The sequence below is a fragment of the Methylomagnum sp. genome, from assembly GCF_054333355.1.
On sequence record NZ_JBTEKS010000285.1, the window covers coordinates 1 to 5,652 of the forward strand.

A 5,652-nucleotide genomic window follows, 5' to 3' on the forward strand; every position below is an offset into this window, starting at 1 on the left:
GCCCCGTTCACTGGCCGTGAGCGATTCAATCCCGCCGTGCTGGCGGCGTTGGCGAAGGTTCCGAGGCACCGCTTCGTGCCGCCGGACTACGCGGACGCCGCCTATCTCAATTCCCCGCTCTCCATCGGCTTCGGCCAGACGATTTCCCAGCCGTACATCGTCGCGCTGATGACCGACCTGCTTGAGCTTCATTCCGAATCCGTCGTGCTGGAAATCGGCGCTGGCTCCGGTTATCAGGCGGCGGTGCTGGCCGAGTTGGCCGGGCGGGTCTATTCCATCGAGCGCGTCGGCGAACTGGCCGAGACGGCGCGGCGACGGTTGGCCGGTCTGGGTTACGCCAACGTCGAAATCATCGCCGGGGACGGCTATTACGGCTGCCCGGAACATGCCCCTTACGACGCCATCATCGTCACCGCCGCCGCTGCGGAAATTCCGCCGCCCTTGCTGGAGCAGCTCAAGCCGGGCGGGCGGCTGGTGATCCCCCTGGGCGTGCCTTATGGCGATCAGGTGTTGACGCTGGCGCGGAAAGGGGAGGGGGGCGCCGTCGAATCTCGGGATGTGTTGCCGGTGGCGTTCGTGCCGTTTTTGCACGCTGAAAGCGTCTGAAAGGCTCCCGTCGCAAAAAACTCGCTTCCAGGTTGTGTGACGGACGCATCCTTCATGGCCGCGCCGGGCGTGCCTTGGACCGGGGTTGGCTACACCTACGACTGGATCGGCACAGCGCACGGGCAGGGCGAAAGCGAATTCATCCTCTCGCCCGGCACGCCCTATGAGATCAAGCAAGCCTTGCCCACCACGGAATATTGCAAGCCGTAAGGTTCGCCCGCCAAGGCTGGCTTCCCCCGCCTCGCTCCATCCCATCGCCGAAAAGCCCCCGCACGGCGGATTACCCCGCTAGAATTCCAGCACCTCGCCAGGGAATGGCGATTCTTCCACCGCTTCAACCCTGTCCCGGTGAACCATGAACGCTTCGCCCGAAACCCTGCTGTGCGGCTGCACCTCCGGCGCCATCTTCGTCCGGCCTTGCGCCCGCCCCGCCATGACTCAATGTGTCCGCTGCCAATGCCCCCTGTGCCGGGAACACGCCCGGCCCGAATCGCCCAGCATTCCGGCGCCAGACCTGGTTCCAGCCCCGATGCTATGTCCCGCCTGTTATGCCGAATCCAGACGCGACACCGCCGCCGATGATGACGACGGCATGGCTTGGTCCGCTGTCTCCTCGCGCCACACCCGCTGGCATGACAATTCGGGGAGTCGCGGCCATTCAGCGTCCATGACGCCCAGCCACTATGCCGACGATGCCGAGGCGACAAGCGACGAACCCTTCAACAGCGAAGACTACGACGCCTTTGACGCCGTGTCGGACTACGACAAGGACGCCGAGCGGGGCGATGGCTTCGACAGTTGAATGGCTGATTTACGCGGTCGGCGGCGGGCACGGCCACGCTCGCCGGGGTTTCTTGATTCAACGCCTGCTGGCGTGGGCCGGGCGGACGGCGGCGCTGCTGGTGCGGCCCGGTTCCGACCGATACTTGCCGGATTCCACCGGGCCACGTTTTTACGCCGAAACCCTGGACGCCCCCGCGCTGGCGGAATGGAGCCGACATCTACCCCGGCGGCTGATCGTGGATACTTTCCCGGCGGGCTGGCGCGGCGAACTCGACGCGGCGTGGCTGGGTCGGTTTGAGCAAACGGCCCTCATCGCCCGGCACGGCTGGAACCTGCCCGGCCAACCCGCGTTGTATGACCGGGCGCTGACGCCCTATCCCGCGCACCGCAGCGAATGGGACCAAGCCCCCGCCGGGGCTAAGGCCGCTGGCTACATCATCGACGCCGAGCATCTGGCTATCGAAAGCGGCGGAAATACTTTCACCGTGCTGGACCCGGCGGGCCGCTGCGCAGGCCAGATGTTGGCCGTATTGGCAAAAACCGCCCGCCGCGCTGGATTGGGCTTGGATTACCGCCGCCGCGCCGACCCACCGTTCCGTTGCCGCAAACTGCTGGTGGTGGGCGCGGGCTACCACAGTTTCTATGAGTTGCTCGGGATGGGCTTGGACCTGCGCTTCCTGCCGGTGAAGAAGCGCCACGATGACCAGTTCCGCCGCGCCGGTCTATTTGGCCTGACGCTAACCGGGCCGGACCCGCTGTTGGATTGGCTGACCGCGCCCGTCGTCCCCGTGGCTGAAAACACCCGCCCCGATTGGCCCACCCTCCTCAATTCGCTGACGGAGTGAACCCCCATGTTCTTCAACTACCGCGCCGAACCCGCCCGCCTGCTCAAGCTATTCCGGCTATTCCGCAATCAGGCGCGGCGCTTGCGGCAATACCGCGTCATCTATGGCGTGGTGCTGCTGGCGGCGTGCCTCGCCTATCTATTCGCCAGCCTTATCATGGCCCGGTTATTCAAAGAGTTCGGCCATTTGTTCCCCCCGCTGGTGGGGATGGCCGCGTTGTTCCTGCTGTTCGGCTGGGGACTGGCGGTGCTGTTCGGGACTTATCCGCGCCAGCGCCGGTCGCCGGGCGGCAAGGCTTGGATCGTCATCGGCTTGGTGGCGGCGGGATTCTTCGGACTTCCGACTTTGGCCGAACTGATACCGGCGGTCCTCGCCGTCATGGATCAGCCGACCAATTACCGCCCCTTGCTGGGTGCCTGGGCCTGGGCGGGGCTGGGGATGTTCCTCGCCAGCCGGTGGATCGTCTGGCTGCGCCTGAAAAGCGTGTATGTGGAGGAATTCGAACTGGATTACCTGGACGGGGTGCTGCGGCCCCTGCTGCGCGACCTGCCGCCCGACGCGGATTGCACGCTGTCCTGCAATCCCTTCCCACCGGCCTGGACGATGGCGTTCCAGAAGGACCAGCGCGGTGCCTACATCTTCCACACGTACGACGACACCCTGTTGGAATTCAAGGCGAAGCTGGACGGGGACGCCGGGCTGACTTTGCGGACGCTGCACCGCCGTATCGACAAGTTCAAGCAGGGCCGCAAGAAGTTGAAGGACAAGGGCAGCAAGCACCGGGTGGCCCACTGCTACCGTGTCGAACATCCTGCCCTGGCGAGTATGAACGCGAAGGACGGGGACCGCTTTCGGCAACTTGCCGCCCGATGGCAAGCGGAGTCCGGCGGTTATGCCAGCCTTCTACGCCGCGAGCCGGCGGCGGGCAAATTGGTGGTCGTTCAGAAGAAAAAATTCGCCGCGTCCCGCGACCTCGCCGCCGGGGATTTGCCGCCGGTGGCGCTGGTGTTGAAGACGGTGCGGGAGTTGTCGGCGTTCACGACGAAGGTAGCGGCGGGCGGGTAGGCTCAAGTGGCCCGCTCCACCGTCACCGCCCCGCGTGCCGCCACAACAGCACCCGCACCGCCGGCTCCACCGGCAGGGCCAACAGCGCCGCTTCCCGCAAACTCCCGGCCCCGCGCAGGCTCAGCGCCGTCCGCCCGGCCTCGTCCCTGGCTTCCCACACGCCGCTCTTCGACTTGCCCTTGTACAGCCGCTCCCCGTTCGGTCCATAGACATTGAAGCTGTCCGCCTTGAACTTCACCCGGCTCAGCTTCTCGCCGGTCGGGCCGTACAGCTTGCAGGCGTCCTCGCCATCCTCGGCCTCGCATTTCAGGCGGAACAGGAAGCTGTCGGTCCCGTCATAAATCTTGCCCTGATCTTCCTCCTTCACCTTGAGGCGATAGACCAGCCTGCCCTCGGTCGTCCTCATCCGCAGGGATTCGCCATCGCCCTCCAACAGCAACACCGGCTGGCCGGGGCGGGTGAGTTCCACCCGGTCGCCGTTGCGTTGCAGCGAAAAGTTGGCGCTGCCCGTGGCGTAAATACCCGCGCCGGGGCGTAATTGGGTATCCAAATCACCCGCCAGAGCCAAGACGCTAGGCGTGGCGGCAGGGGAATTCGTTGGCTGGACGGAGCCGAAGCCAGCGCTCGCAGGCGTGGCGGCGGAGGAACCCATTGGCTGAGCGGAGTCGAAGCCAACCCTCGCAGGCGCGACGTTGTTATCCGGCGCGGGCGTCTCTAGCGCGGTTGGCTCGACCGGCTCGATTGCGATGGGCGGGGATTCCGTGGCAACCGCGCCGGTACGATCCAACAGCGACGGCCCGAGCAGCGCCCCAGAAATCACCAGCCAAGCCATGAGTAGCCAATTGGGCAGGCTCAAATAACGCCGCATGGGCTTGGGCAACTGGCGGGTGGGGTTGAGGCGGTTGAGTGTTTTTCGGATCATGGCGCGTTCTCCGGGGCCGAAACCCAAAGGTAACACACCCAAATTGTCCGCGATGCGCATTGTTTACGCCAGCTTCGACGAAGTCCCTTCCTTCAAGGCCGCGTCCACCCACATCCTCGCCAACTGCCGCCCGGCGCTGAGCCGGCACCGGCTGGAACTTATCACCCTGGGCGACATCGCCTTGCCTGCCCAAGCCGGTTTCTTGCATGTACCAGCGGCGCTCCGGGAGAAGAATTATCTCCGCCGTGGGCTGGCCTTCCGCGATTTCGTGCGGCGGCGGCTGGTGCGGGAACGGCCCCAAGTGTTTCATTTCCGCACGCCCTGGGAAGGGCTGTTGGCGGGCGAGTTGAAGCTGCCCAATGTCTACGAGGTCAACGGCCTGCCGTCCATCGAGCTGCCCTATCTGTACCGCAACGCCGGGTCGCGGGCCTTGGCGGTCCTGCGGGATTGGGAGCAAGCCTGCCTGAGCCGGGCCGACGCCATCGTCTGCCCGTCCGAGCGCATCCGGGAATGCTTGCTGCGGCGCTACCACATCCCGGAGCCGGGACGGATTCGGGTGATTCCCAATGGCTATGATCCGGTGCCCGTGCCGACTGAAAAGCACCCTCTCCTTCCGGGAGAGGGAGCCTTGCGCGCCATCTACCTTGGCACACTCCACCCCTGGCAAGGCATCCTCTGGTCGTTGCGGGCCTTCGTGCATCTGGAAGAACGCTACACCCTGGACATCTACGGCGTCGGCGCCCGGCAATGGCGGCACCACGCGGAGAAGCGCATCGCCCGTTACGGCCTGCAAGACCGGGTGCGACTGCATCCGCCGGTGGAGCGCGGGCGGTTCGCGGACGTGCTGGCGGATTACGACTTGGGGCTGGCGCCGCTCTTAAAAACCGAGCGCAACGCCGAACAAGGCTGCTGCCCGGTCAAGATCATGGACTACTTTGCCCACGGCCTGCCGACGGTGGCGGCGGATTTGGCGGTGGTGCGGCCCTTGGTGACGCACGGGGACAACGGCCTGCTGCATCCACCGGGCTGCCTGACGGGACTGGTCGCGGCCCTGGCTGAATTCCACGAGCGCCGCGCCGAGTTGCCCGAATGGCGGCGGCGGGTGCGGGCCTCCCTGACGCGGTTTCCCACCTGGGACGAGTGCGGCACCCGGATGATGGACATTTACGAGGACATCGCCCGCGCAAGGAGGTGCGTTTAATTGGTTGATGGAAGCACGGTCGGTGTGCGCCACGCTCTGATAGTGCGATTCGGGCCTCCCTGCCCGAATCGCCCTCTCCGCGGGCGGTGATTGCCTTCGGCAGCCCCGGACGCCCTGCGTTCACCCGTCCCGACCCAACAAGGGGATCGGGACGTGGCTCCACAAATGGCTCTACGCCCGGTCGTGGGCCTTGCAGATTCCCTCCGGGAATCCGCCCGGCACTCGGGCTA

At 65.7% G+C, this 5,652-nt stretch carries 7 protein-coding genes; 6 read left to right on the forward strand and 1 reads right to left on the reverse strand.

Features of this window, described 5'->3' with window-relative positions; all coding sequences use genetic code 11:
• The 5 genes from ACXWUF_RS17260 to ACXWUF_RS17280 all read left to right on the forward strand — a co-directional run.
• Positions 1-606 (forward strand): protein-L-isoaspartate(D-aspartate) O-methyltransferase (locus ACXWUF_RS17260; protein ID WP_458495858.1); only part of this gene is annotated, 606 nt, incomplete at its 5' end.
• Between the two features lie 36 nt (positions 607-642).
• Entirely contained in the window at positions 643-816 is a 174-nt protein-coding gene (locus ACXWUF_RS17265; RefSeq protein ID WP_458495859.1) for a hypothetical protein, read from the forward strand.
• 145 nt (positions 817-961) lie between these two features.
• Positions 962-1,408 carry a hypothetical protein gene (locus ACXWUF_RS17270; protein ID WP_458495860.1) on the forward strand — a complete coding sequence of 149 codons (447 nt, stop codon included), beginning with the start codon at positions 962-964 and terminating at the stop codon, positions 1,406-1,408.
• On the forward strand, positions 1,392-2,234 hold the full coding sequence (locus tag ACXWUF_RS17275) for a hypothetical protein (RefSeq protein WP_458495861.1): 843 nt from the start codon (positions 1,392-1,394) through the stop codon (positions 2,232-2,234). Before ACXWUF_RS17270 ends, ACXWUF_RS17275 begins: the two co-directional genes overlap by 17 nt.
• Positions 2,235-2,240: 6 nt before the next feature.
• Complete coding sequence (locus ACXWUF_RS17280; protein ID WP_458495862.1) at positions 2,241-3,299, forward strand: hypothetical protein; 1,059 nt, start codon at positions 2,241-2,243, stop codon at positions 3,297-3,299.
• Between the two features lie 22 nt (positions 3,300-3,321).
• On the opposite strand, the gene ACXWUF_RS17285 is transcribed toward ACXWUF_RS17280, so the two are convergent.
• On the reverse strand, positions 3,322-4,221 hold the full coding sequence (locus tag ACXWUF_RS17285) for a hypothetical protein (protein WP_458495863.1): 900 nt from the start codon (positions 4,219-4,221) through the stop codon (positions 3,322-3,324).
• Positions 4,222-4,273: 52 nt separating this feature from the next.
• On the opposite strand from ACXWUF_RS17285, the gene ACXWUF_RS17290 reads away from it, so the two are divergent.
• Positions 4,274-5,422, forward strand: coding sequence for a glycosyltransferase family 4 protein (locus ACXWUF_RS17290; RefSeq protein ID WP_458495864.1), 1,149 nt, complete (start codon positions 4,274-4,276; stop codon positions 5,420-5,422).
• Positions 5,423-5,652 lie beyond the last annotated feature (230 nt).